The sequence below is a fragment of the Ruegeria sp. CL7 genome, assembly GCF_056536445.1.
Genome location: NZ_JBQFPQ010000002.1, coordinates 1 through 25920 on the forward strand (window position 1 = coordinate 1; position 25920 = coordinate 25920).

The window sequence follows — 25920 nt, forward strand, 5'->3', positions numbered from 1 at the left end:
AAGAAGGGCTCAAGACGCGCCATCTGCGCGTCGGTCAACCAGAAAAGATCAGACATGTTCACCGCTCGGTTTTCAGCCGTGAATCATGCCGCTCGCTGAAAATCAATGGGTCCTGACCCTAGCCATCGACTCCGAAATCCAATGATCCATGCCTACACTCAATGGCGCTGTTCAGCGCCCATCAAGCTCGGCAAAATCGTTTCAAGGCTTGACCTTTTGCGATTGGTTCTGCGCATAGGTGGGTATGGTCGGAATGTAAAACCCGGCTTGTCTTGCCTCGCAGTAAATGCACGAGCAGGTCTGCGTTGCGCAGACCTTCCCGTGTTGTGAGCTTGCTCATATGCCACAACAAAAAATCCAAAAAGATAAACTTTGTTTTTCTAGTCCTAAGTTGAGGTAGCTTCGCTTGTACCGCGAGAGGAGAAAGTTGGTGATAAATAATAGGCCGTTCCCACTAAGTCGAATTGCTCAGCGCATCACTCTGGCGAATATCGCATTCTTAATCTTGGCTTATTTGATGTCGCCAACCAAAGTGCAAGCCCAAAGCTCACAGGCCTGCGTGGAATTAGGTGCTCCTCGAATTGAGTACTCTTCTGGATCTGAAAGCATTCGCGTTAATCAAACAATCTCAACGACGGAACGCACGTGTCTCCCGATCCCAAACGGACCCATTACAGGACTTACAATTGGAAACTCCTCGATCACGTCCTCAGGTGAAATTGAGTTGTATGTTCCTGGCCAAAATACCGTTTCAAGCAATGCTTCAGTTTTAACTCTTCTGAATGTTGATGTCGCCGCAGGCAGCGGAGACTTCGTATCTCGGGAAGCGTTGGCAACAAACATCAATGGAAAGCTCAGAGTGAACCTCATTGGAACTTCGATTGGTTCCGGCAGATCAATGACGTTCGCTCCCTTCAACGGCGCGAATATCGACCCCACTGAAGTCTACTTCCAGTCTGACCGCCCGCTAACCTATGACAACCTTACCGTTATGGGAGCGACCGAAGTAGTTTTTGGGGCCTACTATATTCAGACTCGGGTTGCTGAGGCTTCTGATTTCACACTGACGAATAGTTCAATTTCTTCAACCAGTGACCTGGCGATAGCGGCAGGCACGACTGTTCGGCTTGATGCAGCAAGTAGTTTGAACACCGTAAACTTTGAGAATTTTGGCACGTTGGCCGGCACGGGAACCGTGAACGCATTCAACTTCACAGTTAAGAACGGGGGGGTGCTTTCGCCGGGCTTTTCAATTGGTACACTTAATAACAGTGGCGGAATCGCCTTTGAAACTGGGTCAAGGCTCTTAAGTGAAGTCGATCCAACTGCCGGGCAGAAAGCTGACTTGGTGTCATCCAGCGGGCGGGTGACAGGGATTAACAACGCCACAATCCAAGTCGAAGCCGCTCGTCCCGGTCTGACTGCGCAAGACTATGCGGCCGGCAACAATTACACGGTCCTTCAAGCCTCGAGTATTGATGGAGATTCGCCAACACTTGTTGCAGGTGGATCTCTGCCGGCTTTGTCTAATCTGACGATAGCCAATACGCCCACCGCAGATGGTCAGGTCGACATTGCATTCACTGCACAACCGGTCTCAAGCTTACCGCAGAACCCGGCGGTTACCAGTTCGCCAAACGCCAGCAACCTCGCTGGAGCGGTTGCTAATACCACAAACACATCACCGGGGACGGGGCTCAGTAGCGGTTCAACAATTGGTGCCGCTGTCAATACGCTCACCAATTCAGGTCTGGCTGGGTTTAATCGCGTGCATGCAGAACCCTATTCCTCCAACCTGACTATTGGGCTTGAGCAACTAGACCTGATAACAAACACTGTTCTGAGCCATGCTGACTGCCGCAAATATCAAGCAGTTGGTTTCAACAATCAAAACAGACCCGTTGCATCAGGTGGCATCGACACGGACCGCAGCCCTAGTGGCGCAATCGACTGCTCTGATCGGCGCTGGTGGATCGACACGGCCTATGTGAGCGGGGACGTTGATGGAAGAAACGGCCTCGGGACATTCGACTATTCACTCGGCACTATTTTGGTTGGTGCTGATGTCTTCAGTTCGGAAAGAGGGGTCTTTGGCGTTTACGCAGGATTTGGGACGTCCTCCATGGATGAGCACGATCAAGTCGATCAGGACTTTTCGACAGACAGTTATCACGCGGGCGTCTACGGGCGTACGACAACCGGAACGTGGGAGTTCTCCGGGCTGATCGGTTACATGTTCGGTGAAACCGACGCCAAGCGAAACAACCCTTCTGTTGATGGCTTTACGGGAGGCGAGGCTAAATCGGATTTGGACCAAGAGGGAATCCACGCCGGTATCCAGGCACGGAAGTTGTTTAACCTGGACAGCGGTGCAAGGGTTTCTACGGTTTTTGGATTGAACTACGGGCGTATTCAACAAGGTTCAGGCACAGAGACTGGCGGTGGTGACTTCAACTACTCAATTGAAAAAGCGGATGCAGAGTCTCTGGTCGCGTCCATTGGAGTTGACTACCAACGGGACTTCTTGACAGAGAATGGTGTGCTAACCCCAATTGCCTTTGCTCGTTATGAGTATGACTTCTTTGCCAACAAGGATAGTGAGCACGATATCACTGTAACGAGCCCGATATTTGGCACTTTCACACAAGTCGGACAAAACCGAGGGTCAAATGGTTTCGTGCTTGGTCTGGGGCTAGGGTATCAGATATCTGATCTGGCCAGACTAACGGCAGGATATGGCTATTCAGTTCGCTCCAACGGCCAAGAGCATGGCCTCGGTGCAAACTTAAGTGTTCGGTTCTGATTAGGGCGGACCAACGAAGAGGAGTGGTAAGCTAGCTGCAACAACTTGCGGAAGCTATCGTGGCAATGTGAGCGTCATTCTCTAGCGACTAAAATTTGGGGATATTAAAAACATAAAGCCGCGATTTCTTGGCGTCGTCTGTCAGGATGTAGAGAAGCCCTTTGGTCTCATCGAGAGCGATACCTTCGGGATGTTTAACTTCCTTTTGTTTGCCATCTTCTGTGAACGTCAAACTGATGGATTTTATGGACTTGGACTCTGGATTATAGACGAAAATTTGACGGCCTTTGTCACTTACAATCCAAAGAGAACGTGAAGACGGGGACCATGCCAGGCCGCTCAAATCCAGTTCATCATTATCTACAACCTCGGAGATAAAACCTGCATCGCGGGCTAAAGGAATCATCTCAATAATTTCATCTAGCTCTGGTGATACGACCATTAACAACCTTGGTTGTCCCTCAATGCCAATGAAGACCCGCCCGGATTCCGGGTCGACGGCGATGCCCTCAGGTCCCTTGTTCAAAGGGTTACCGACGAGCAATTCAGCGGCGTCCGAGTAGCCTTTGAGAGATGTTAGAGGGATTGTAGTTAGTTGAATGGGGTCAGTCGGGTGAACGACTAGAATTGATCGATCGGTTTCCTGAAGTACTAAAACAGACCCATCTTTTCGTGATGCGACGCCCTCCAGATCTGATCCCGCCAATGAAGGCAGCTTGAATGAGTTTCCTAATGCCCCATCGATTCCAAGTAGGTGCAGTTTAGGTTCAGCGTCGCTTACTGACCATAAGAAGCCTTCCGCGTTGGACAGAGACAATCCGGAAGGCTCCGAGAAGCCTTCCGATTTATCCGCCACCTTGAAGGAGTCGATGAGAGTCAAACCGGGACTCTCGGCGTGGGCGAGCTCGATCCATGCCAGAAATGCAACAGTAGCGCTTGCAAAAGAAGCGAGTTCTCCAAGCTTGGGTAAGCACCGTGAAAACCCAAGTTTCGACCGAAGCAGCTTGTGTTCTGACATTGGATTTTCTCGCGCTTGGACCATATCCTTGTATCAGCGTTCGTATCACAGTCCGGACGCGATGTCCGAAGAATGCACGGTAATCTCTTTACCTGATCCCGCCTGTTGCGATTGAATTGAATAGGGCACGATGTGCCTTTGGTGAAGCGTAAGCCTTTGGCGTGAGTAGGAAGGAAGACAAGTTGAATACGACCCTCACATTTGTGACCGTGTTGTTGATGCTGCTGTTGCCAGGTGCTGCGGTGTCACAAGTCGACCCTGCGACGATGCTGGCCGGGGCTTCGGGGTCGGAAATCGTTATCGAACGCCGGTGGACGCAGTTTCGTGGCAAACAGGAACTGTATTTCTTTACTCTCGATGTGATCGTAACGATCATTCTGGCTGGCTTGATTGTCTATCATCCGGTGAGACGTAAAGCCCGTAGAAGTGTCAGCGATATCGTCATGCCGCGACTGTTCTTCCTTTATGCGCTTGTCGGCATGGCGGTTGGGTTTCTGGTCGTACAGCACGGATCGATGATCGGGTTCGTGATTTTTGGAATAGGAGCTCTGTTGAGGTTCCGATCAAATATGGATGACCCGGTCGACACGGTGGAAATGATTATAGTCACCGTGCTTGGGCTGGCGGTAGGGCTGGGCTTACCCTTGATGGCCACACTGGTGGCGGTTGTATGTTGGTGTTTCATTTGGCTCGGTGGGCGAAACAAGGGCGTGGAAATTTCGCTCAAGGCTTCAAACGAAGAGCACTCATTGAAAGTCAGCGGGGACATTGAAGCCATGGCCGCAGACGCTGGCTGGAAGTTGGTCCGAAAACACCACGTACCCGGAAAATCTCGCGTTTCGTTGCTTTTCATCACTTCGGGTGGATTGTCGGAAGCTCGGATCGAAGAGATGATAAACGATCTGGTCCCTGAAAAAGTTGAGCTGAAACTCAACCTCTAATCATTTCACAAGGTCTAAGCGTTTCAACACCGCATTCGGGGATCTGATCTCTTTCGGGAGCGACTTGAAGTTTACTGACCTTTCGAAATCAGGCCCTCGATATACTGCTATACCAAACTCTCCGTTTGGTTGGAACGTAACATGAGTGAAGCTGTGAGGTGATTTGGCATTGTCACCAATAAGCCGTCGCGGGCCACCTCCCAAACAAGCTTGGGAAACATAAGCCACACCGTCTTTCCAGCCTGGGTAGAAGGCATGATGGTGGCCTGACAGATGCAGAACGACACCGCTTTCTAGGTAAATTTTTTCAAGTGTTGGGTCACCGATGATTTCGCGTTCGCGCTGGATCGCGAAGGGCCAAAGTGGGAGGTGACTGAAAGTGACAACCGGATTCCCATTTGCGCCCAGTTCCACAAGTCGGTCCTGTTGATCACCGGATAGCGGCCCTAAGGTCGTTGCATCCAGAGACGCAAACGTAATGCCCTGCATCTTGAATGCGTAGAAGAACGGGTAGTCATCTGAAATCAGGAAGTCGACGCCTGGTTTTCTCGGCGCCCATTCCTCTGCGTATATTTTTCGTTCACGCTCGAACCCACGGTACGCAGAGGCATCATGGTTTCCTGGCGTGACCGCAAATGGAATGCCGGCAGCCTCTAAAGGGTCTGATACGGCCTCGTGAAACGCCTCCCACATCTCCCTGACCTGTTTGTCGGATAAGTTGGGGATGCGCTGTCCCGCAACCATATCTCCAGTCGAAATAACCAAATCGGGATCAATCTCGACTATCCGCTTGATCGCCTTTTCGATGCGCGCATCGTATCTGACCGAGCCATAGCTGCCGTTCAGATCCGATATGACGATCACATCCAAAGCGGCCGCTTTGCAGGCGAGCACGACCGTCCAAACGAACGCCGCGACAGTGATCGAACGCTTACGGATCATTGCAGTCCAGGCCCTCCGCCTCGGTATTATTGTTCAAAAAGAATGCGACAGGATCCAAGTCGAACATCAAATCACCATTAGAACAATTGTCCCAGAGAATGGACGTTGCCAGCTCGGTGTTTTTCACAACTTGGGCAATCTGCCTATCTGACAACCCAAGGCTCCGCGACAACCAGCCGTAGACGAGACCTTGAGATTGAAGATCACTATTCAAAGCAACCAAGCGCCGATACGTGCTTGGAGAGAAGTGGCGAATTTTCTCCAGCATTTGAGTAGATTTCGCGAAGTTGGCATACTCGACACGCCCACCAGCATCGTTGTCGTTTAGATTGCTGCGACGGATCAATAATGCCTCGGCGGGAATATCTCCATCGTTCGGCTGATGGTGCTTGGCTTTCTTATGCTTCAACTTTCCGTCTTCGACCCAATACCAATAGGGTGTGAAGTCTATGTTTCCTACACGGTCCTGCTGGCTGAAGATGAAGTCGAGTAGAACAATCTCGGTAAGTTCTTGCATCCAAAATGCCATCTGTTGGTCGCTGACATCGGGGCCGAGATCCTTGTTGATCATCCTGTCTTTTCGGCCTTCACTAACGCCCTCTGCAATGGCCTCTGAGATTGGTTTTGAAGACCGCAAAGCCAAAAAAGCAGGCGTTTCCTGAAAATCGCGGTTTTGACCTTTTCCCCATCCAGACTTGCGCGTGCCGTTGATTTCCGAACCGTATCGATGCCCAGGGCTATCAAGCAGGACACCGTATATTTGCGTTCGGTCTGCGGTGAACAGATCATCGGTCGGTTGGTATGAGTTCGGGTCGGCGTCCGCAGCTGCAAAGACCCGCCAGCCTTCATGGTTCATGCGCCCGCCGCGAGAGCCGCCAGAAATCGCAAGGCCAGGCTCTGCAACCTCGGAGAAATGCGCCTGGGCGTCCATGCTACGCCAAACGGCGACTGGAACTTTGACAGTCGCGTCGAAATATCTGGAGAAATGATAGTAAAGCAGCGACGAAGTGGAAAACGTTCCACTGGTGCCCTTTTGGTTCATGGTGGACTTGAATTTAGCGACCCTGTCCTTGGCCAGATCTTTCGCCGCCTTTCCCTCTTTGCAAGCGTTTCTCTCGAATTCAGAACGGTTCCCCGTGTAGGGTCCTTCCGAAATATCGTAGACGGCCATTCCTGGGCTGGTGCTCCAGGTTTTTGGGCAAATGGCGATTTCGGGCGCATAGAAATCGATCTCGCAATAGGCAGTTTCTTCCTCAAGATCGCTGTTCTTGTACTCGCCCGTTGGGACTTTTTCGATCCGAATGCAGTGTTCCGTAACACCATTGGGACTATCAAATGTCGTGGCTTCTCCGCGAACATCGTCGCTCGCCCACAAGGCAGTGGGCGCAATGAAAGCCAGTGACCCCAGAAGATTGAACCTCATTTGGATAGTCCTCCCGATGTCATTTGGGGCAAATCGCGGCCTGTTGTTCGCCGGAGATCTTCAAACTGGGGTCGACACTGAAGTTAGAGAACTTCGAGTCAATCCACTGGTCACACCCGCCTGAACATGGGGCCCCGTTTCGGGCATCATTCCAATATTCCTTGGCCCTTTCTTCCGTCCATCCGCAAAACTGAACAAGCGCCATTGCCGACAATGCACCAGAGGAATGAACGCCCCACATGCAGTGCACCAGGACAGGACCCTTTCCAGGGTCCTCAATCACCTCGTGTATGGCGGCCATGACAGTGCCGGGTCGGGACGATCTGGCGTTCTGATAGTCAAAGGATCCGTTTCCGCAACTGGTGCGGCCGTATTCGGTGTTCTTGCCGAAATCCGCATAAAACCCGGCCGAAAACCCTTCATCGCACAGTGTTTCGCGCTGAGCGTTGCTCAAGCCCGTTCGACCCTTGTCGCCGCCCTTGAAGCCAGAGCGATACAAAACTCCGCTTAGGACTGGGCGAAAGAAAGCGACGCCATCGACGCCTCCGTCGCTGCCCTTTGAGAGCATCTGGCTGTTGCTTGGGCCACCGTTTCGACTGGTGACGTCAGAATTCGCCGCAGTTGCCAGAACACCGATGAATATGAGGGACGTCAAAAACCTCATGCCAGTTCCTTTCTATTCTTAAGCGCTATATGCTCAAACTCTTCCCACTTGGTAATCTATTGGAGCGGCTCATTCTCAGCAGCCGTATCAAGTGCGCGATAGACTTTCCGAACTGAAGCTTTAGATTGGCCACACCAGATTGATGATAAAGACGACCACGAAGTAGGCCAGAAATACTTTCCAGTTCAATTGGTCTTTGTTTTCTTCGTTTATCACGCCGGCCAATTTCAAGGCCAGGTTTGTTACAATTAGAGCGACGATGGTAACCGCCGCATGTGCCAAGTCGAAATGCAAACTGAAGCTCCCTTTTGCAGATGTTTGATTGATGAAAAATGTGTCAGCAGTCACTTGATGGCAGCATAGTTACATCTGAGTACCTTCCCTCAGATGTCGTGATCCGAGCACATGCACCAGTATCTCTGTTAAACCAGTACGAGGTCAGCCCTTCGCTGCGGATGAGTTCAAATCCGAGACTTTGGATGCCCATTTCAGCTTGGCCCGCTCTTGCCCCTTCAAATGACGAAAGATCGCTAGAGCTGCCCACAGTTGGTGCACTTGCATCCACTGATCCAACACTGTCGTCGCATGCTGCAAGCGCAGTAATACACGCCGTGCCGATCACCAATAGGACCTTGGGTTTCATCTGTTTTTCCCTCGCTTGTTTGGACTTGCGTTCCAGGGTTTCTGATTGATCACCTATTCAATTCCGAAAATGACGTTGTAGTCGACAGAAGAGTTGCTGCGATTGATAACCTCCACAACATGATCACCGGATTGCCAAAGCTGTCCTCGATACTCTTTGTCCGCCGACATCAATCCTAACAATTCAGATCCATCAGGGTTACGAATAACATAGTCCAAGGAGCCATTTCGCGGCGCAACTCGGACGTAAAGAAACTGTTCGTTCTTTGCACCGAGAACATATTGCTGCGACGCTCCGGGCGCGAGTTCACCAACTAGTTCGGCGCCGGTGGAATCAGCATCGAATTTGACACGTTGGCTACCGGTAGAACCGGCGGCGCCTGCCACTGCTCCACCGCCATCATCCATCGCTTCGACAACCGACATCTCGCCGATGCTTCCATCCTTGTAAGCGATGCAGCGCCAAAGTGTTCCACCTGCATCACGCAGCATAACGAGCGTACCAGCTTCCGAGAACTGAGAGCTTTCAATCGTTCCGGATTGACCGTCTGGTCCACCAACCAGCCGCAAATGGTCGATACACGCGTCGTCGGCTTCTGACATTGCAAAAGCAGCTGTGCTCGCGATTGCGAACATGGGTGTGAGGAGTTTGAGTAAAACGAGTTTCATCAGATGGTTCCCTGTTGGCTTGTCCTTGAAGTTTTGTTCCGTACAAAGCGGAACCTCACTTTGCTTCTCGTAACTTTGACAGAAATTCATCGCATGCCTGTGCGCTGCCGACGATCTCATCTGTCGTTTCAATTCCTTGCAGAGATGCCATCTCGGAATTTACGCGATTGAGGATTTGATCCGCTTGCTCGGCGGTGATCAGGTTCTCGGCTTGTGCTCCTTTCAATGTGGTGCAAACACCGGCGGACAAGCCTGTCGCAACGCCGACCCCCATTGCGGCCCCGCCACCCAAGGTCATCGCTCCAACCACGCCGAGGACGAGCCCGATCACAATTCCCAAGATTACTTTTCCCATGTTTTCCTCCTTTTGGGTGAGACAGAGCTCCGCCTTCACTTCTGGCGCAAACTGCGTACCCATCTGCAAATCAAGACCAGCGCTAACAGGTTGAGCACCGGTACAATCGCCGCAAACCACGGTTTGGCTGACTCTGAGACCAAATCCACTAGAATTATCCAAGGCAATCCCAACGGCAAAAGGAACACCCCGGACAAGGGATCTCGTTCCTGTCCCAACCAGCCAAATGTGCCGGTCAAGAATGCAATCAACGCCAACAGGTACAGGATCGAGAATACGATGATGGTGGTTCTACAAACCAAGTCGAGCCTCAGCAGATCAAGCCAGTGCTGCGCAGCCATTATTGGCCACGCATCAGACTGCTCACAATGCGCCTTCGTCGCCCAGGAACTCGATACCAGCCGTCGCGCCATCACTGTAGGCAATACAATTCCACGGAGCCCGATCCTCTCCAACGCCGACGGTGACCTGTGTTCCAGCTTCGCTGAATGCGGATGAGAGCACCACGACTTGCGAATTGTTCGTTGTTTTGGCCACATCTCGCAAACACGCCTGCTGAGCGGGTGTGAGTTCGGCGGGCGCACTGGATGTACCCGTGTCCTCACAGGCCGCAAGCAGTGTGAAACAAGTTGCGCCCGCAATCATCACTATCTTGTTGGTCATTTTCTTCTCCCTCTGAGTCTGTTGAAATTAACGAAGTTGGATACGCTTGTTTGAGGATCTCGCGTTTGGGCAGCCGACAGAACATACCTCGATCCTGTGACGACCTTTTCCAAAACTTGCTGCGGGGGGGCTTGGCGGGCAGATCACTATTACGTTGACTGCCAAGACCTCCAACAACGTGGGATGGCCGAATGACGTCACTAGCAAATGCTAGAGCAAACTCTGGAAAGAGGGCGAGTACGTTAAGTCTAAGCATCGCGCCCTCCCAACGACTGATCCGTGTAAAATGCCTTCCGACCGCCAGCACTCACACCAGCAGTCGGAAGGGCCCGACAAATCGGGCGACAGCGACAACAACGGAGGTAAAATGAAAGCTGTGTCGAATTCGCATGTTTGAATCTATTTTCTAATAAATCAATGTTTTTTCCGCGCGTAAAATTCATTACGCTCTCGTGCGATAGGCTTCTGCTTTCAAACAAAGGTAAGAAGGAGCATCCGTAGGGGCGAGTTCGCTCTCCTAAGCGGCGCAGCGTTTAAGGCCGCACAGAAGTTAAGAATGGAGTGAAATATGGGATTTAGCGAAGCCGTTAAAACGTGTTTCTCGAAATACTTTCAGTTCTCCGGTCGGGCTTTACGCTCAGAATACTGGTGGTTCTTCTTGTTCGTGGTTCTCGCGAGCGCTGCTTTAGCTGTGCTGGATACGATCATATTCGGGACCAACCCCGAAACAGGGCAGGGATCTCGGGTTCTGTCCTCTGTTTTCCAACTGGCTGTTCTCATACCCATGCTGGCCGCCGGTTGGCGGAGGCTGCATGATACAGGACGACCTGGCTGGTATTTGCTGCTGCCGATGGCGCTCAGCATTACAACGCTTTTTGTTATGCTGGGCGGCGTGGCGTTCTTCTCGGTATTGGAGCAAGGGACGGAAAACCCCGATGCATTACGAGGACCCGCGGCAGTCCTGGGCGTGACCGGTATTGTTGTTGTCTCAATTCTTCAATTCATTCTGTCCATCCTGATGATCTGGTGGCTGACGCGACCTTCCCAAGAAGGCGCAAACGAATACGGCGCACTTGTTTCCTAACCTTGTTGCCCGGGTAACGGACCGGAAACTTTGGCTGAATGACAGTACGAACCACACCCCTGGAGAGAGAAAATGAGGTTCAAAACGATTTCCATTGGAATGCTACTGATGGCTATGGCGACCACAGCATCAGCGGAGTGGTCGTTCAACTCCGGGCCTAATCCCAATGCATTTATTCAGACCGGAAACATGACGCTGGAGCTTCAGTGTGACCGTATCCGCTTTGCTCCGGCTGGATATGAGGACAGCCAGGACATTGTACAGAAGCAAGGGCTTTCCATTCGGTTTTTAAAGAATGGCACCACCGAAGTTGGGGCATTTCAGGTTGGCGCAGAAAACGCGGCTTTGCAGATCGTCGACAATTATCCTGTCGAGGTCAGTTTCAATAGTCAGCAGGATTATGGTTTTGTACTGGACCAGCTCGCGGCCAATGCATCCGTTAACCTGTCCATGATTGATCAAGATGTCAGCTACGGAATCTTTGACTTGAAAGGTTCCAGCGCGGCAATTCGGTCCCTTCGTTCCGCCTGCGATTCAGGAGCTAGCCAAGGGGCCTCCTACGAACCCCCAGAAGGCATCGTCTATTGTGGTGGCGGAGCGGTAGAGCGTGTCATCGAACCGGTAATTTTGGACAACCCGGACGGAGAATGGGACGCGCGAGTAACGGTCAACGGCGCGTCGATCAGAGCCATGACGGCCTATAGTTACTTCGGAAACTATGAGCCGCCGGCCGGATTTGTCGTCGCCCTGCTTGGGGAAGACATGTCCGAGTTTCTGATTTTTAGCGAAGGCTCGTCAAACTGGCTGGAATACGGGGACTACAGGTATGATCAATGCAACTGAAGCCACCTTCCAACCGGCTTCCCAATTGGCAAACTACTTGAAACGTTTGGTATCTGCGATCCTGCTTGGTTCGGGCCTGGTTTGGACCTCACCAGTTGTCGCGGCTGACGTTTCGCAACTTCCAACCGGTTTGCGAGCAAAGGTTGATCTGGCGGCACGAGCCTGCGCGGAGTTCAACAACGGTCAGTTTGGCTTAGATTGGGGCGCGGTCGAAAGGGTCGATCTCAACGGAGATCTACAACGCGACTGGGTTTTGAATGAGTCTGGTTTTGCGTGTTCGAGCGCCGCATCTCTTTACTGCGGAACTGGCGGATGCATGTCGCACTTTTGGGTTAGCGAAGAGGTGCACTCCTTGCTCAACCAAGGCTGGACGGTCGTTGATTTTGGGCGTCGACGCGTTGTCGTAGCGGATATTCATGGATCCAATTGCGACGGAATAAACCCAACGCCATGCGTCAGCGCTAGTGTTTGGGATGGCGAAGCCGACACTTGGCGCTCATCTGCTGGCGATTGGGAGTAAGCTGCATTTGGGCACCGCAGATAAGCCTGACGGCCTGTTTATTCGATGAGTTCTCTGTGGCACGCAATGAGGTCATTGGCCATGGATCTACCGAACCAATCTCTGGTTTGTGAGTGATCAACATCAACGCATTGGACAAAGCCACCAGTCACTCTGTCCAGTGTTGGAAACTAGTACCGAGCGTGGGCTCTCTTTTCGACGATCACGATCCTCTTCGTCTGACACTCCCGCAAAAAGACAAACAGTCCTGATCCCAAGATTAGCGTGACACCAAGCGGGATGGGAAGGTTCTGTATTTCTACCGACCTAAATTCCTTTCTCTGGTCACAATACGGACTGACCATTCCAAAAATTTCCTACCGCCACCTTGATTTTCTGGATCAATCATTCCAAATCATGCGCATGAGCAAAAAAACTCTACCCAATGGCGACATCAAATCATCCGCAGGTCCAGGCAGACCTCGTGCCTTTGACGAAGCTGAGGCTTTGGAAAAAGCCTTGTGCGTATTTTGGCACAAGGGCTACGAGACCGCGTCCGTGGACGATTTGACCAAGGCCATGGGTTTGAGCCGGTCCAGCTTCTATGGAACGTTCGTCAACAAGCAGACTTTATTTCACAAAGCTCTCAGGCACTATTCAAGGCGTGGTTTGAAAAATCTGCGTGACGTTGCAGATGCGAGCGGAAATGACCCCGTTGGTGCGATAATGGAAGTTTTGGCGAACCCACAAGGTGGTCGTGACGGCTGCATGCTGATCAATTGCCTTACGGAGCTTGCTCCTCATGATGATGAAGTGGCGGCTCTCGGGCGACAGCATTTGGAGAGTATTGACGAGATTATTGCGAGAGCGCTTGAGCCTTCAGATCCGGGTGTGGCTCTCGACAAGGCGCGCGCCTATGCCTCCCTTGCAATTGGCACGCTAGCCTTGCGCAAGGCGGGCGTTCCCGATGAGCAGATATCGCAAACCCTGAAACAAGCCCGGTTGGTGATTTCGCCATAAGGCCCCCCGCCACCATAAGGAAATGAAACCTAACACAAACTCAAACAAGAGACGGTGATCCTAATATTGGACTAATCGGTCCAATAATATCTGAACGAAGTTTACAAAAGAAGGAAGCAGCAATGGCTGATGAAAAACTGTTCTCCGGCATCAAAGCTGGTGCAATCGAGCTGAAAAACCGCATTGTCATGGCGCCATTGACCCGCAACCGGGCAAGAGCCGAGGATGACAGTGTCCATGAATTGCAGGCCAAGTACTACGCCCAGCGGGCGGGTGCAGGTCTGATCATAACGGAGGCTTCGCAAATCTCGCCCCAAGGCAAGGGCTATGCCTGGACGCCCGGCATTTATTCCGAAGCGCAGATCGACGGCTGGAAAAAAGTAACTGAGGCCGTCCATGCCAAGGACGGGAAGATTGTAATCCAGCTTTGGCATGTTGGCCGGATTTCGCATTACAGCTTGCAGCAGGATGGTGGCGCCCCTGTTGCACCATCCGCAATTGGAGCTAAGGCCAAGACGTTTGATGGTGAGCAGTTTGTTGAAACATCTGAACCGCGGGCTCTGGCCATCGAAGAAATTGCTGGCATCGTTGCGGACTACCGGAGGGCCGCGGAAAACGCCAAAGAGGCCGGTTTCGACGGTGTTGAGGTCCACGCAGCCAACGGATACCTTATCGATCAATTCCTGCGGGACGAATCCAACAAGCGTGAAGACGAATACGGCGGTCCTGTCGAGAATAGAGCGCGGTTCCTGAAAGAGGTCATGGACGTGGTTGTCGATGTCTGGGGCGCCAACCGCGTTGGTGTCCGCCTCAGCCCATTCTCGGACGCCAACAACATCTCCGACAGCGACCCACAGGCGACATTCACCCATGCGGTCAAATTGCTGAATGGCTATGGGCTGGCCTATCTCCATCTCGTGGAGGGACAGACCGGCGGCCCGCGCGATATTCCGGAAGGTGGCGATCTGAAGGCGCTCTATGAATTGTTTGACGGTGCGAAAATCGGCAACAACGCTTATGACCGCGAAATGGCGGTTGAAGCGGTTGAAACCGGAGCCGTCGATCTGGTGGCCTTTGGTCGGCCGTTTATTTCCAACCCGGATCTTGTCAACCGGCTGGAGAAAGACGCCGCGCTGAATGAGCTCGATCCAACCACTCTCTACGGCGGCACTGAAAAAGGGTACACCGATTACCCGGCACTGGAAGAGGAAGCGGTTGCCGCAGAGTGATACATCGCTCTTAACTCCGTAGTGACAAACAAAACCAAGCAAAGTGAGCGCGTCGGTTTGAACGCGCTCACCTAGCAGTTACGGAAATGCCCATTCTTGAAGCGAGGATCTATCACTAGCCTGCGAATTAACTGCTTCCCTATGATCAGGGTTGAATATTTCCAATCAGAATGCACTCTTGATTGAAAGGCGCCCGGTTTTAGTTGAAGAAGATGTGCGGTGATTACTTTCAATTTAGCGCGTTTCTTGCACCGCGCAAACTTATGGGCAAATCGTGCAAACTTATGCGCAAATGCCGCGCAAAATTATGGGCGAACACAGCCGAATTTCCTGAATGAAATCAACGATAGTAATGCATCGTTATGAGAACACCTACATCATGTGTAGGTTTGCGAATAACACTTCGCGCACCCCATAAGTTTGCGTAGTTTGCCCATAGTATTGCGCGGCACGATTGTCTGCCTTAACGATGAATTCAATCAGTTTTTGGCTCAGTCGTTGCGGTTATGGTCCTTTGCGTTGCTCGATCACGCAAAGGGCCTTCCTAAGGAACCTTGGGTTCCATGCGGCCTTTTTGCTTGGATTCTCGCGAACGTCTGCGACGCGCAGAATGCGGGCTTTGCAAATCTGCAAAGCCCATCCTCAATCGACAGACGGCGTGGTCTGGCTCTATCACCGATTTTATCAACGCCGTGTGATTTCAAAGCGGAATTATATGAATAGATTTTGACGCTCGTTTCTAGGCAAAAGGCGCGATACGTTTCGTCAGTATCTACTCAGCGTCTCCAGTATTATGTTCCGCGTATTGACGTCGTTGTGGAAAATCCTGCCGGCGAGAAACTCGGACGGAAACTCAGGCCATGTCCTGCGCATTTCAGTGACGAGCCGTCGTGCTTCTTCTGAATTTCCCAACTGATCATACGCAACGGCTTGGAATAAGAGCGAAGGCGCACTGACTGGCGCTCCGGCAGCTGGCGCTCCCTGAAAGGCTTCAACAACACTTTCGTAGTTCCCGAGCATTAGTTGTGAAACGCCCCAGATGTTTCTTGCACCAAACCTACCAGATCCTGATTTGGGTCTCTCTGGGTTGCTAAACTCGGCAGCAAGTTCCGGGGCGTCAGCCAAGATGGCGGTCATTCCTGCAACGTCGAGAATATGGCCATCCTTCGGCGCCAGTTCGACGGACATTCTAGCGTATTTCAATGCCTCGTTTGGCTGGTTTTTGACAGCCAGAACCCAACCATTTGCGCCGTTTGCCCACGCATCAGAGGGGGACAATTCAAGCGCTTTTCCAGACATTTCCGAGGCTTGATTGAAGAGATCATCCCTTTGTGCTTCATCCGGCGACAACACCGCCAGGATCGCCAAGACCTGCGCTGATCCGGCATAGCCGTCGGACAGACCCGGGTCGAGTTCCCTAGCGTACTGGAACATTCCCAGCGCTATTTGCTGACGCTTGACATCAAAAACGGGGAAAAACATGCCGCGGGCTTGATCCGCAAGGTTGACCGCCTGGAGTCGTGTCAATGATTGTTCACCAAGCGCCACACGTTCTGCTTGTTCGATGGATCGAGTTGTTGGCACAACCTCCCTGCTATCCTGGCTCATCCAGATGCCAAGTACAGCGACCAATGCAAGAACACCCAGTCCTGCATGCAGCAGTCGCCGGGAACGCCAACGGCCAACTGGATTGTCGCTCTTCAGTTCACTTGATGTGCGGTCTTCGATTGTAGGTTCGAATGAAAACCGCGGCTTGTATCCGCCGGGGTCAACAAAAATGCGAACTCCATTGCCGTCCCAGTGATCTTCGTAGAACTGATGCAAAAGACGACGCAGCCGCCTTGCCTCAACGCGAACCAGGTTTTGACCACCAGTACCATCTATGCGCCGCCCATAGACCTCAACAGCGATAGCTTTGCCTCTAATCTGATTGCTTCGACCAGATAGAGCTTCCTCGACTATATAGGTGAGAAATTGCGTGAGTCGTGGTGAAGCTTGAAACCCGTCGCTTGATACGATTCGGCTCAGAGCTTCCCGAATGAGTTCCGGAGAAGGCTGCCCAACATGTTGATTTATTGTTAAATCGTTGGATTTGTTCAATGTCAACTCACCCCCAACTCACGGTGACTCACTTGGCCTTTGCGGTCAACCGCACTCATCTTGATTTGAGAATAGATAGTGGGTGTCGGGACTTTTCCAGTGACGGTCGACCTGATTGAAGAAATTCCAGAACTTTCTGATGTGCTGTCGGGGCGTATCGGAACGGATGCGCTACTCGGCGAGGTCATCGAAGACCTGAAGAAAGCATCTGCGTTTTCGAAAGACGCATCGATCTCGGCCTTAGAGCGCGCCGAATGGGCCCACATCAAATCTGAACTCATCAACGAGCTTCGCCGGATGTTGAAGCGCAACCTTTGAGATACTTCCAACTGAGGACCAATCCATGACCAAGGAAGACAATAGAAAAGACCAGGACGACAAACAGGTTCGGGCATCAGATCAAATTGAAGACCCGTCGCGGCGGAGTGTTCTTAAGAGCTTGGCAACTGGAGCGGCTGCGACAGGGGCAGCTGGGTTTGCGGCAGGAAGTGCCGAGGCCCACGAAGGAGGCGGTCCACTGGGAGAAACACTCAAGAACCCATATGGTGGTCGACCCGCAGGCGGCATCTCTTTGCCAGAGTACTTCCGCCCTACGAAGTACATGACTGGTTCAAATGCGAACTATTTTCCGCTTAGTGAGGAGTTGGGGCCAGATGAGATGCGCATCTCATTCTGCGGCTCAACACCATATCCGCCGCGCGAAGATCAGGCGGGTACTTGTATCATGGTGGAGTTGGGGAATGGAAAACGGTTCTTCTTCGACTTTGGGTCCGGTTGTGTCCGCAACATCATTGCGATGCAAGTGCCTGGGCAGTTGATCAACGATATCTTCATCTCTCATTTGCATGTCGATCACTACGCCGACATTCCTTATATCTATCCGTTCCGGGCTTGGTCTGGAGGGTATACACCATTGCGCATCCATGGTCCCTCTGGTCGGACACCCGAACTTGGCACAGCTGGAATGGTCAAAGGCATGCAACAGATGCTCAAATGGCATCTGGAGGCCTTTGATGTGTTCCCGATTGGGGACGGCTATGAGATCGAGGTCAACGAGTTCGATTTCCGCCAAGAAGGTGGCATCGTTTATGACCAAGACGGTGTGACTGTTCGGTCCTGGCCGCGCAGTCATGCCAAGGACGGCGCAGTTGGTTATCGGCTCGATTGGAACGGTCTGAGCTTTGTATGGACCGGCGATGGACGCCCGGATGAGCTTTCACGGAAATACGGCGAAGGCGTTGATGTCTTTGTAACCGAAATGTCGGGACAGGATATTGGTCAGTTGATGACTTACAAATACGGTATCCCACAGGATCTCTTTAATTACACTATCGATACGCATCACACCTCCCACTATGCCGTGGGTAAGCTCTTTGCTGACACAAGGCCGCGTTTGGGAATGGTGACACACTATACCCAGGACGAAGACATTGACGCTGAAATGTTGGCTGGTATTCGCGCTCACTACGACGGTCTGTTCCAATGGGGTCTCGATGTAGCCGTTGTGAACGTGACCAAGGATGCAATCTGGTACAGGAAAGCTGCATTGCCCGGAAAATCCGGTACTGTGCCACCATTTCGTGAACTGGCTGCGGCAGCCGAGGCCGGGCGTATTGAGCTTCCGGATGAAATCACATTACCGAATCCGAGGCTCACCCGAGCAGATCAGCAAGACCAGAAGTACCGTGATATGGAGATCGATCCACGCGAATACTACCCAACTGACGTTTTCCGAGCACCCGGCGGAGATTGGCCGCAGAACTTTACCATCAAAGTTTCTGATATAATCGGCTCGCGCGATGAAGACTGAGAGGAGATCCAATCATGATTGAATTCGGTTCGACTTCTGCGATCCCTGTTACGATCCTTACCGGCTTTCTTGGAGCCGGTAAGACAACACTTTTGAACCGCATCCTGACCGGCAATCACGGGTTGCGGGTTGCGGTTCTTGTAAATGACTTTGGATCCATAAACGTCGATGCCGACTTGGTGGTCGGCCTCGAAGATGATGTGATGAGCCTCGCGAATGGCTGCGTTTGCTGCTCGATCCGAGATGACCTGATCGAAACGGTGGAAGCCGTTCTCGCCCGGCCCGAGAAACCGGAATACATCGTCCTTGAAGCAAGCGGAGTGTCGGATCCGTCATCAATTGCGATGACATTTACCGATCAGAAGTTTCGGGACATGATCCGCTTGGACAGCCTTATGTGTCTGGTTGATGCGGAACAGCTTTTTGCTGCGCCGGAACAAATGGAACTGAAGCTCCGTCAAATCGCGTTCTCAGATATGGTTATTTTGAACAAAGTCGATCTTGTCGACAGGGCCGCTGTTCAAAGGGTGCACGATTGGCTCGGGTCTCGCTTCCGTCGCTATCGTTTGGTCGAAGCTGTCAATGCGGACGTCCCACTGGATATACTTCTTTCAGTCGGTCGCTTTGCCGCCGAACAGCTACAAACAGAAATACCCGATCATCATGAACATGGCCCCGACTGCGGTTGCCGCCACGCTGATCATTCAGACAGCTTTTCAACAACTATGATGAAAGCTGAACACCCCATAAGCCTATCCTCTCTCCGCAGCGCTATTCGGAAGCTTCCCGGTGATGTCTATCGTCTCAAGGGTTTTGTCTTCAGTGAGGAGGATCCGGATCATCGCATTCTTGTTCAGGTCGTTGGAAAACGTATGGACATCGCACGGGATGGAACATGGGGTGACCGCAAACCCGAAACAAGGCTTGTCGCGATAGGCGCACCGGGGGCCCTCTCCGAGGATGTGCTTTCGGATACGCTTATGGAGACAGTCTGAAAGCCATGTTCGATCAAGTATTTTGGCTATAAGTCAACCGTGCTGGATAATTTCATCCAGTTCGGCGGCGGCGGACTGTGAGTGGGCCATTGACGTCATTGCCAACCTGGCGATCTCAAGTGCAAGCCACCCATGAGAAAACGGCCAGCTAAGAGGAGACCGCCTATGAACCTCAGGTTGCTACGCTGCTCCATACTTGCCGGGATTGGTGCCCTTTCTGGTACTGCGTGGGCAGAGTCCCAGGAAGAAGAACTAGCAAAGCAACTTGCTAACCCCGTGGCCGCTCTCATTAGTGTACCATTCCAGCTGAACTATGATCAGAATTTGGGTGCCGACAGAAATGGTTCGCATTGGATATTAAACGTACAACCGGTTGTTCCCTTTGATCTTACGGATGATTGGAACCTCATATCCCGAACAATTCTTCCAATTGCCTCCATAGATGGTGGCCTGCCGGGTTCTGGATCCGAGACTGGGCTAGGAGATACTGTTCAAAGCTTATTCCTTTCGCCCAAAAAACCAAGTGCGGGCGGTTGGATCTGGGGGGCTGGCCCCATTTTTTTGCTGCCAACGTCGACAGATAACAGCTTAGGTCTCGGAGAGTGGGGTGCTGGAGTTACCGGCGTGGCACTCAAACAGCAGGGTCAGTGGACATATGGTGGCCTTACAAATCACATCTGGGACATTGATGGTGATACCGACATCAACCAGACGTTCTTACAGCCATTTATTTCCTACACAAATTCGAACGCGTGGACGTTCACATTAAACACTGAGTCCACCTACAACTGGGAAACCGATCAATGGTCTGTGCCAATCAACGGTGTTGTCACCAAAGTTACCCAACTCGGGGATCAACTTATCAGCGTAGGCGGGGGAGTACGCTACTGGGCCGACGGCCCAGATAGTGGACCTGACGGTTGGGGCGTAAGACTTGTAGCTACCTTGCTATTTCCCAAATAGTTGAGCCCTTCCTGAGAGAATACCGCTTACGGTTATCGCAGCGAGAACTTCTTTCAGGAATTTCTCTTAAGAAACAGGCAAACTTTCTGCCCGGCTTGCTTACTTTCGGACATTGAGACCAATCGAGACGGATTGGGAATTGGCGCAGCAAGCATCAATTGGACATTTAACCCGGTTCGAACCTGTCGATATCATAGCGTGCCTTTGGTTCGAGCGCGCAAGGCAACAAGCAATGGTGCGAAGATCGACACTTCGTACTTGAAACCTAACATTGGGGATCTTGAGGACATCTTGGCGCACTCAAAAACTCGAAGACCTTCTGAACTTCAAGGTTATGTGGAGAAACGGTTGGAAGGTCATATGGTATCGAGCTGGATGGATAGCCAGCCGATTGATCTGGCGAACCGTTCTACCGAGATGCTTCGGGCATGCGTTGAGTTTGGGGCTCATACCGCGTTTTCGAAGCTAAACGAAGACAACTGGGATCACGCCGCTAAGGTAGGTTACGAGTTCACATCGAGGGGCGAGAAGGGAATTCGAAACGGCCTGAGATACCTATTGAATAGCTCTGAAAAGAACCAATCGCAGTCCGGGCCGCAGGGAACATTCGGAGGGCTTTTTCACTGGGTCCAGGCCGAATGCGGTGTTAAGCACATCGGACCTTTCAAAGAGGTTTTTCGGGAGTTCATTTTGGACAACGTCCGAGTAGAGCTAGGTACGTTGCTATTTGGCTCAGTGGTAGATCAAGCGAGGGTTCACTCAGTAGCGTCGCTTGCCAGAAAGTATGCTCTGCATCCGAAAACGGTTAGGAGTGCTTTGACAAAGTCCGGACTGCTTCGCGGCCCAAACGACCACTTTTCAATGCGTCAAACCGCTCGCGTCTAGCAAGCTGAGAAATTGATCAAAAAATTGGTCCGAGCTGTGCCTGTAGCTAAAATTCCGGATTACATCGAGTGCAAGAGGGCGCAGGCGCAGCAATAGTTGAAAGCAGGGATTCTTGAGCCGGTTGTAGATGATGAAAAGAAATTTAGCGGTCGCCACAAGCGCCGCTACAAACGACGCAACCGCCCCTCTCGTGACATTGCTGTGCAATGCACTGCCGGGCAGTGATACGAGATCATGTTCGGACGCCTGAAGGATTGGCGGCGTGTGGCAACCCGATATGACAGATGCCCAAAGGTATTCCTTTTGGCCATCGCTCTAGCAGCTACCGTGCTGTTCTGGCTGTAATTCAATGAGTCTGGAGCCTAGTTCGTGTGTGGGAGAGTGTGGAAACCAACGTTCTTATGACCGATTTGAACGTTCAGGGGTTTGGGATTGCAGTTTGCTGTCGCATTTGAGAATTAATCGTGCTTCACCTATGTTCGCTTACACTTGGCAGCTTTCGGTGATCTGATGCGATTTTTGAGATACACGGCGATGACAGCCTTTTTGGCCATTGCAAACAGCTCTTTTGCTCAACCCTCCAATAACGCACCATTTCTGACTACTGTTGAAGGCCTTCGAAACGGAAATGGAGTAATCATCGTAGCCGGCTTCAATAAAGCTGACGCATTTGAGGCAATGGACGTAACCAATGCGGCAGCGATGGCACAGATACCGGCGTCCGGCTCAAAGACCGCCTTCACGTTTCATTATTTACCCCTGGGAGACTACGCTTTTGCCGCTCTTTACGATGAGGACATGGATGGTGACCTGGACATGAAGGTCCAGGTCCCGACCGAGGGCCTGCCTCCAGAATTCAAGGATGTTTCTGTCTTAGCCGGTGGAACCGCTCAGTCGTCATTGCGGCTGAAATATTGGGATTAGAACAATGGGACGCCCTTCAAATCGCGATGAGCGCTATGGTCAGGTCATGGAGGCGTTTGTGCGCTGTGTCGCACGGATGGGCCTGGATAGTGCCACCTTGAGTGCGATTGCAAAAGAGGCGGGGTTGACCCGCCCACTGATCCGTCACCACCTTGGCAACCGGGATGAGATGATCGTGGCCTTGCAGGATTACGTGTTGGACCAGTTCAACAGTGCTGCGAACGAATTGGTTGCCGCATTGCCGGACTCAGAGCCCGCACATGCCTTGGTGAACTACCTATTCTCCGATCAGTCAGATTCGTCACCCGATCTGGTTCTGGCATTTGCGGCTCTTACGGCTCGGGCCAAAGAGGATGGTGAACTCAGAATAAACTGCCGGGCTTCGATCCTTGGATTTGAAGCGCAGGTTACTGAGGTTTTGCAGCGGAACTATCCCGGGGCTTCAGAGGTCAACACCCAGCGCGCAGCGCATGGCATAGTGGCGCTTTACTTCAACACGGCATCGCTTGCTGCCTTGGAGATGCCGGCAGAGTGGGTGAACCAGTCGAAGGCGATGGCAATTTCGCTATGTGATAATCTGGCAGACCCCGCATAAAACGCAGCCAATCCGCAAACTACATTGTGTTCGCCCTGCTGATGACCTCGATTCTCCTGGGCTATCAATTTCTTTGGGGTCTGTTGTTTCTATATTGGAGCGTCCTTGGCATATCGTCTGGACAAGCTTTCTTGTTGACCGATGTCTGCATGGCAACTGAGCCGGTCCTGTTCTGGTGTATCCAGAACGCCAGGGTTGTGCTGGGTTTTTTCATGCTGCCGGGCGACTTCTTTCCATCGGTGGCTTAACTTTTCCAGAAGAGGAATGCACCCAATGGCAAACATGCTTTACCCCACTCAATGATCTGCTGAATGACAGTTTCAATCGTATGATGTCAGCCGATCAGTCCGGAGATCCCTTCAGGGAAACCTACCTGCGCCTGACGCGAAACGCCCAGGCCCAGCACGAGACTTTCGCTGCCGCCACCAAGGGCATTGAGGCCCCGGGCAGGTTCCCTGAAACTGACCTCGCACAGCAACTCAAGATGGTGGCCGCACCATCGCCGCCTCTGATCGTCTCGGGCTGGAGCAGCAGACTTTTTTGTGCGCTACATCGGCTGGGACCATCATGATGAGTTGCTTGAAACCCATGCCAGCATGCTTGCCGTGTTGTCCCAAGCTCTGGGCGCCTTCCAGTCCGCGCTCGAAGACATGGGGCTGGCGGACAGGGTTGTCACCTTTACCGGTTCCGATTTTGGCCGCACGCTCACATCGAATGGCAACGGATCGGACCACGGTTGGGGCGGCAATACCTTGGTGATGGGGGATCCCATTGTCGGTGGCCGAATTTTCGGTGACTACCCTGTCCTGGGGTTGGGCGATGACAACCCGCTGGATGTGGGTGACGGCGTGCTGATCCCAACGACTTCTACCGATCAGCTCTATGCAGACCTTTCTCGTTGGTTTGGTGTTCAGGATGCGACCCTAACTGAGATACTCCCCAATCTACGGCGTTTTGCGGCTCCGGGCGAACGACTTGGGTTGATTGGGTAACACCATACTTTCAAGCGGTGATCGCATGAAATGCCCCGCAATGATCGTGGCATTCGTTTGACCGCAGGCGGCCAAGTGTAAACACTTGAATGCTTGCTCGCTATTGGTTCTGAACGCGTCGGCTCCCACGATCGAGACAACAACTTCGTCCAGATGCCATTCGTCATCGAGATTGCCATCCGACCGGGGATGGTTCGTTCTGGTGAACCCCCGTCCGAAGTTTCCGGCCCGGGCTGTATTATATATTGCGAAACGACGATGCTGTGCTCGGGAAGAAGATCTGAGCTCGAGAGCGGCCAAACCCTTTTCTTTATTAAGCAGCGTTTTCCTGCGGTGAATGCGTTTTTAAACCAGAGCTTCATTTGTCGAGCGGTCTACTTGACATGGGTCTGAAATCCATTACTTGTCACAAAAGACAATTTATTAGGAGGCGATGAGAATGGAACTCCTCAACACGTACATTAGCGACTTTCAGCTCAACTATTGGGAGACAATGATCGACGAGTGGTTTTTCGTCTTTGCAATAGGTTTCCTGATCTTTGAGCTTGTACGCTACGCCATAGGGAAAAAGCTTAGCTTCGAGATGGTTGGGGACACGGTCACCAACTTCATCACTCTTGGCTTTTTCATTGCGATTACCTTTGTGCTGATGGCCGGCTTTTATGTCGGAGCGTATGTCTGGGCGTCGCAATATGCTGTGTTCGACATTCCCACGACATGGGCGTCGTTCCTGATTGTGCTGGTTCTTGCGGACCTTGCCTATTACTGGGAACACCGAATCCTGCACCGGATCAATATTCTGTGGGCCACCCATTCGGTGCATCACAGTTCACCTTTCTTCAACATCTCGGTGGCTTACAGGCATGGTCCGCTGGATGGCTTCTGGCCCGTCTTCTTCCACCTGCCGTTGGTTCTTCTCGGCTTCAATCCCTTCGTTGTTTTGATTGCGGAACTTCTGGTGCAGCTCTACCAGACGGCGCTGCACACCGAGGTGGTTCGCAAGCTTTGGAAGCCCATTGAGTACATCATGAACACGCCGTCGCATCACCGTGTGCACCATGGGTCAAACCGCAAGTACCTGGACAAGAATTATGGCGGGATCTTCATCATCTGGGACCGTATGTTTGGCACATTCGAAGAGGAGAACGAGGAAGTCACCTATGGTCTGGTTACGCCCATCAATTCGGTGAATCCGTTTGTGGCGTTTTTTCACGGCTTTACCCGTGTCTTTCGCGATGCGTGGCGTATGCCGGGTTTCCGGAACAAGCTGGCGGTTCTGTTCCGTCCGCCCGGCTGGCAGCCCAAGAAACAAGACGCCAAAACTTCGAACCACTCTTAAGGCGAGGACCAAGCCATGCCGTCCAACTCAAAACGCATCTTCGGGGCTCTGGCCACAGCCGCCCTGTTTGTTGGCGGAGCCTGGGTCGCCTCAGGTTTTCGCACCGACATCGCCGTGACCTCGGCCTCTTCGACAGGAACGCCTTCCGACTATGGGCTGGTGATCAACCTGCGCGGCTCACGCAGTGACAAAGGTCAACTTGTTGTCATGGCTTTTGATAATGCTGCCGCCTTCGACATACTGGATTACAACGCAGCCGCTGGCTTTATCGCGCTTCCGGCCAGCATGGAACCGCAACGCGTGGACTTCCCTGATCTGAATGCCGATTACTATAGCGTTGTGGCCTACCATGACGAAAATGGCGACTATGAGATGGGTTTTGACGAAAACTGGATGCCAACGGAAGGTTATGCTGTTTCGGGAATGAATGACCTCTATGATGATCCTGTGTTTGAATATTCACTGATCAGCCCGGGCATGCCGGTGGATTTGGTTTTCTTCTATTGGCCCGCGCAATCCTAG

Annotated in this window: 26 protein-coding genes and 1 pseudogene; 17 read left to right on the forward strand and 10 right to left on the reverse strand. The window is 52.1% G+C overall.

The window, feature by feature from the left end; all coding sequences use genetic code 11:
• Window positions 1–430 precede the first annotated feature (430 nt).
• Window positions 431–2803: an autotransporter family protein gene (locus ACR0LI_RS08560; protein WP_480718347.1), complete on the forward strand. Its 2373-nt coding sequence runs from the start codon at window positions 431–433 to the stop codon at window positions 2801–2803.
• A gap of 88 nt (window positions 2804–2891) precedes the next feature.
• Here the strand turns inward: ACR0LI_RS08560 and ACR0LI_RS08565 are convergent, their stop codons facing one another.
• Window positions 2892–3821, reverse strand: a complete 930-nt coding sequence (locus tag ACR0LI_RS08565) for an SdiA-regulated domain-containing protein (RefSeq protein WP_171638315.1) — start codon at window positions 3819–3821, stop codon at window positions 2892–2894.
• 182 nt (window positions 3822–4003) lie between these two features.
• Between ACR0LI_RS08565 and ACR0LI_RS08570 the strand changes: the two genes are divergently transcribed.
• Window positions 4004–4762 (forward strand): DUF4956 domain-containing protein, encoded by a 759-nt coding sequence (locus ACR0LI_RS08570; protein WP_170428316.1) that lies wholly within the window; start codon window positions 4004–4006, stop codon window positions 4760–4762.
• On the opposite strand, the gene ACR0LI_RS08575 is transcribed toward ACR0LI_RS08570, so the two are convergent.
• The 8 genes from ACR0LI_RS08575 to ACR0LI_RS08610 form a co-directional block, all read right to left on the reverse strand.
• A complete protein-coding gene (locus ACR0LI_RS08575) occupies window positions 4763–5704 on the reverse strand; it encodes a metallophosphoesterase family protein (protein WP_210092997.1) in 942 nt (313 codons plus the stop codon).
• Window positions 5694–7127 carry a hypothetical protein gene (locus ACR0LI_RS08580; protein WP_209834431.1) on the reverse strand — a complete coding sequence of 478 codons (1434 nt, stop codon included), beginning with the start codon at window positions 7125–7127 and terminating at the stop codon, window positions 5694–5696. The genes ACR0LI_RS08575 and ACR0LI_RS08580 overlap by 11 nt, the downstream gene beginning before the upstream one ends.
• Before the next feature lie 19 nt (window positions 7128–7146).
• Entirely contained in the window at window positions 7147–7791 is a 645-nt protein-coding gene (locus ACR0LI_RS08585) for a hypothetical protein (RefSeq protein ID WP_480488340.1), read from the reverse strand.
• Window positions 7792–7911: 120 nt separating this feature from the next.
• Window positions 7912–8139 (reverse strand): hypothetical protein, encoded by a 228-nt coding sequence (locus ACR0LI_RS08590; RefSeq protein WP_171638323.1) that lies wholly within the window; start codon window positions 8137–8139, stop codon window positions 7912–7914.
• 348 nt (window positions 8140–8487) lie between these two features.
• Window positions 8488–9102, reverse strand: coding sequence for a hypothetical protein (locus ACR0LI_RS08595; protein WP_480488338.1), 615 nt, complete (start codon window positions 9100–9102; stop codon window positions 8488–8490).
• A 55-nt stretch (window positions 9103–9157) separates the two neighbouring features.
• A complete protein-coding gene (locus tag ACR0LI_RS08600) occupies window positions 9158–9457 on the reverse strand; it encodes a hypothetical protein (RefSeq protein ID WP_113790468.1) in 300 nt (99 codons plus the stop codon).
• Between the two features lie 35 nt (window positions 9458–9492).
• Window positions 9493–9798 carry a hypothetical protein gene (locus tag ACR0LI_RS08605; RefSeq protein WP_171638328.1) on the reverse strand — a complete coding sequence of 102 codons (306 nt, stop codon included), beginning with the start codon at window positions 9796–9798 and terminating at the stop codon, window positions 9493–9495.
• A gap of 22 nt (window positions 9799–9820) precedes the next feature.
• A complete protein-coding gene (locus ACR0LI_RS08610) occupies window positions 9821–10120 on the reverse strand; it encodes a hypothetical protein (RefSeq protein WP_171638330.1) in 300 nt (99 codons plus the stop codon).
• A gap of 568 nt (window positions 10121–10688) precedes the next feature.
• On the opposite strand from ACR0LI_RS08610, the gene ACR0LI_RS08615 reads away from it, so the two are divergent.
• From ACR0LI_RS08615 to ACR0LI_RS08635, 5 genes are all read left to right on the forward strand, one after another.
• Window positions 10689–11204: a DUF805 domain-containing protein gene (locus ACR0LI_RS08615; RefSeq protein WP_480491085.1), complete on the forward strand. Its 516-nt coding sequence runs from the start codon at window positions 10689–10691 to the stop codon at window positions 11202–11204.
• A gap of 72 nt (window positions 11205–11276) precedes the next feature.
• A complete protein-coding gene (locus ACR0LI_RS08620) occupies window positions 11277–12047 on the forward strand; it encodes a hypothetical protein (protein ID WP_171723857.1) in 771 nt (256 codons plus the stop codon).
• On the forward strand, window positions 12031–12567 hold the full coding sequence (locus tag ACR0LI_RS08625) for a hypothetical protein (protein ID WP_209834438.1): 537 nt from the start codon (window positions 12031–12033) through the stop codon (window positions 12565–12567). Before ACR0LI_RS08620 ends, ACR0LI_RS08625 begins: the two co-directional genes overlap by 17 nt.
• A gap of 279 nt (window positions 12568–12846) precedes the next feature.
• Window positions 12847–13566, forward strand: coding sequence for a TetR/AcrR family transcriptional regulator (locus ACR0LI_RS08630; RefSeq protein WP_253285144.1), 720 nt, complete (start codon window positions 12847–12849; stop codon window positions 13564–13566).
• Between the two features lie 122 nt (window positions 13567–13688).
• A complete protein-coding gene (locus ACR0LI_RS08635) occupies window positions 13689–14795 on the forward strand; it encodes an alkene reductase (RefSeq protein ID WP_171638337.1) in 1107 nt (368 codons plus the stop codon).
• A 765-nt stretch (window positions 14796–15560) separates the two neighbouring features.
• Here ACR0LI_RS08635 and ACR0LI_RS08640 read toward each other — a convergent pair.
• A complete protein-coding gene (locus tag ACR0LI_RS08640) occupies window positions 15561–16895 on the reverse strand; it encodes a tetratricopeptide repeat protein (protein ID WP_480718348.1) in 1335 nt (444 codons plus the stop codon).
• Window positions 16896–16994: 99 nt separating this feature from the next.
• Here ACR0LI_RS08640 and ACR0LI_RS08645 point away from each other — a divergent pair, with 99 nt between their 5' ends.
• The 10 genes and pseudogenes from ACR0LI_RS08645 (at window position 16995) to ACR0LI_RS08690 (ending at window position 25920) form a co-directional block, all read left to right on the forward strand.
• Window positions 16995–17213 (forward strand): hypothetical protein, encoded by a 219-nt coding sequence (locus ACR0LI_RS08645; protein ID WP_171638341.1) that lies wholly within the window; start codon window positions 16995–16997, stop codon window positions 17211–17213.
• A 25-nt stretch (window positions 17214–17238) separates the two neighbouring features.
• The gene (gntH, locus tag ACR0LI_RS08650; protein ID WP_480718349.1) at window positions 17239–18705 is read left to right on the forward strand and encodes a guanitoxin biosynthesis MBL fold metallo-hydrolase GntH; all 1467 of its coding nucleotides are present in this window, start codon (window positions 17239–17241) and stop codon (window positions 18703–18705) included.
• 14 nt (window positions 18706–18719) lie between these two features.
• Window positions 18720–19700: a CobW family GTP-binding protein gene (locus ACR0LI_RS08655; RefSeq protein ID WP_171723854.1), complete on the forward strand. Its 981-nt coding sequence runs from the start codon at window positions 18720–18722 to the stop codon at window positions 19698–19700.
• 165 nt (window positions 19701–19865) lie between these two features.
• Window positions 19866–20663 (forward strand): transporter family protein, encoded by a 798-nt coding sequence (locus ACR0LI_RS08660; RefSeq protein WP_480718350.1) that lies wholly within the window; start codon window positions 19866–19868, stop codon window positions 20661–20663.
• Between the two features lie 1020 nt (window positions 20664–21683).
• Window positions 21684–21893, forward strand: a pseudogene (locus ACR0LI_RS08665) (hypothetical protein); the annotation flags it as partial.
• A 165-nt stretch (window positions 21894–22058) separates the two neighbouring features.
• The gene (locus ACR0LI_RS08670; protein WP_480718351.1) at window positions 22059–22472 is read left to right on the forward strand and encodes a DUF2141 domain-containing protein; all 414 of its coding nucleotides are present in this window, start codon (window positions 22059–22061) and stop codon (window positions 22470–22472) included.
• Between the two features lie 4 nt (window positions 22473–22476).
• Window positions 22477–23067, forward strand: a complete 591-nt coding sequence (locus ACR0LI_RS08675; protein WP_480718352.1) for a TetR/AcrR family transcriptional regulator — start codon at window positions 22477–22479, stop codon at window positions 23065–23067.
• Window positions 23068–23609: 542 nt separating this feature from the next.
• The gene (locus ACR0LI_RS08680) at window positions 23610–24059 is read left to right on the forward strand and encodes a DUF1501 domain-containing protein (protein WP_480718353.1); all 450 of its coding nucleotides are present in this window, start codon (window positions 23610–23612) and stop codon (window positions 24057–24059) included.
• A 439-nt stretch (window positions 24060–24498) separates the two neighbouring features.
• Window positions 24499–25398, forward strand: coding sequence for a sterol desaturase family protein (locus tag ACR0LI_RS08685; protein WP_480491096.1), 900 nt, complete (start codon window positions 24499–24501; stop codon window positions 25396–25398).
• A 15-nt stretch (window positions 25399–25413) separates the two neighbouring features.
• Window positions 25414–25920 (forward strand): DUF2141 domain-containing protein, encoded by a 507-nt coding sequence (locus ACR0LI_RS08690; RefSeq protein ID WP_480491098.1) that lies wholly within the window; start codon window positions 25414–25416, stop codon window positions 25918–25920.